Here is a 2,711-nt window from a genome sequence, read left to right on the forward strand (position 1 = left end):
CGCTGGTACTACCCGTGCGCGTTGTTCCTAGACAACCTGCTCAGAAATGAACAACAAAACTAGGGGGTTTCTAAAGAGACCTAACTTCATATCTGAATGGATGGGGGAAATCCCCATCACGTTAGAAGATTGGCTAACGTTCCTTGAGACTCCGACATGCAAAAAGGAATACCATTCTCTTTGTATGAAGCTCGGTAAAGACGGCGAAAACCATTCCTGTGATGGAACGAAGTAGTCGGAGGGCTACAAAGTGGCTATGCTGAGAATGGCTCAATGCCTGACAAACCTTCGAATGTACAGCTCGAAAACCAGAAATAACCGAAGCAGAAGGTTGTTGCTCCTGTAAGGGAGTCCATCGTGGACAAAATACTGGGTAGTATAATGTCTACCCCATTCCCATAAAGGAATGGAGTTCTGAATCCACCAATCATGGATAAAAGAATGATGGACGGGCTAGAGAAGGCAGCTAAGGACACACATGTAAAGCTAAGATATGAGGAACAACGGAACTACGGAAGAGGATGGAAACGAATGGTATTTCGAAAGCCTCTAAACAGTAAGAAATGACTGTTGAATCCGTAGGACAGCAGCCCGTAGTAGTTTGAGACAGGGAAAGCCTGTTACATGGCGAAGGGGCATAGTCTTTACGTACACGATATGAAATGTCAACTGTCAAGGAAGCTGAAGCGCACCTGACTAAACCCAGCAAAGCCGCACCCATAAGGAGGTGGTGACGTTGGCTCAACAATTTGACTATCCGAAATCTGAACAACAACTCCGAACTATCCAAGACAACATGTTTGCCCTCTCCAAGAGAGCAAAAGAATCACGAACCAGACCAGCGTTTAAAGGGTTAATGGAAATCATCACATCGGAAGCCACTATCATTACAGCAATTCACAACATCAAATCTAACAAGGGCAGTAAAACCGCAGGAACGGATGAGGAAGTCATCATGAAATATCTTCAACAAAGCTACTCTCAAACAATCGAAGATATTCGCAAATACACAAGTCATTATAAACCAAATCCAATCCGCAGGGTATGGATACCAAAGGCTGGAAAGAAGGAATTGCGCCCATTGGGGATACCTACCATAATGGATAGAATTCTTCAAGAATGCATTCGATTGGTGATCGAACCAATCATGGAAGCGCAATTCTTCGAACACTCCTACGGATTTAGACCCATGCGAAATGCTCATCAGGCCCTTGAAAGACTAACAGATGTTGTGCATAAGACTGGGTATCATTGGATTGTTGAGGGAGATATAAGTAAATTCTTTGATACGGTAAATCATAGACGATTGCTACACCGCCTATGGGAAATGGGTATCAGGGACAGAAGATTACTTCAAATCATCAAAGTAATGCTGGAAACAGGCATCATGAAAGAAACTTCTGTAACCGATTTAGGAACGCCGCAAGGCGGTATCCTGTCCCCTCTTCTAGCCAATGTATACCTAGATATTTTTGACCAGTGGGTTACATACCAGTGGGTGGATAAGCCGACAAAATACAAACACGCGAAACAAAACAACAAACTGGCTTCACTTAGACGAACGAAAATTCGTCCAGCTTACCTCATTCGGTATGCCGATGATTGGGTTCTTGTAACGCAATCTAAGGACGAAGCCCTGAAATGGAAAGAACGTATTACCCAATTCTTGAAAAACGAATTAAAACTCTCACTGTCCGATGAGAAAACAACCATAACCCATATAACCCGACATAAAGTAAAATTTCTGGGATTCGAATACAAAGTTGTCAAAGGAAATTCAAAAAGGGGATTTATCTCACGAACAAAACCAAACACCGAAAAGATTAATTCCAAGGTCAAAACGCTTTTGAAAAAGGTAAAAGATTTGAAAAGACAACCAACGATGGAACAATTAATCCATCACATCAACCTTATCAATAGCACTATTCGTGGGATAATTAATTACTACAAATCAGCAACATGGGTAAACTTTGAGCTCGCAAGGTTCGCATTTAAATTAAACTGGGTCTGCTACGCAAGTCTGAAAAAATATGGAGTAAAATGGTTGCCGGCAAATCAAGTAAATAACTTAACATCTATCCATTCGCAGTATACAACGAAGATCCCAGCTATGATATACCAAGGAAGCACAATTGGGATAACTAATTTATCCTTCTGTAAATGGGAAAAGACACGTCTGAAAAAACAAGAAGAAACGCCATACACTCCAGAAGGAAGACAACTAAACGCCGAAATAACAGGCAAGAAGCCACTAATGGTAAGGGCTGACGAATTACTAAGCATACATCTCTCGGGACTAATTGCAAAAGGCCTGACAGCTGGCATATACAACTTTGAATACTATATGAATCGTGCCTATGCTTATAACAGAGATAAAGGAAAGTGCAGAATCAGTAGACAAAAACTCTTTCCTCACGAAGTTCACATTCACCATATCAGCCCTAACTTACCAATAGACCAAGTTAATAAAGTGAGAAACCTTGCGATCATACACAAAGATTTGCACCCACTTATTCACAGTACCGAAGACTACTCCCATCTAGGTACTAAGGTTTGGAGAAAGATCACAGATTTTAGAGAAAAGCTGATAATAAGTATCGTTACGTAAAGATGGAACGCCGTATGCCGCGAAAGTGGCACGTACGGTGTGAGACAAGGGAAAAGGCAACCCTAACGGAATATGCCGAGGGTGAGCCTTACCTATTGTCATC

At 41.8% G+C, this 2,711-nt stretch carries 1 protein-coding gene; it reads left to right on the top strand.

What is annotated here, in order from left to right; genetic code table 11:
- Positions 1-736 precede the first annotated feature (736 nt).
- Positions 737-2,608: a group II intron reverse transcriptase/maturase gene (gene ltrA, locus AC0LWT_RS38900; RefSeq protein WP_474687344.1), complete on the top strand. Its 1,872-nt coding sequence runs from the start codon at positions 737-739 to the stop codon at positions 2,606-2,608.
- Positions 2,609-2,711: the final 103 nt, after the last annotated feature.

It is taken from the genome of Paenibacillus sp. sgz302164 (genome assembly GCF_056120505.1).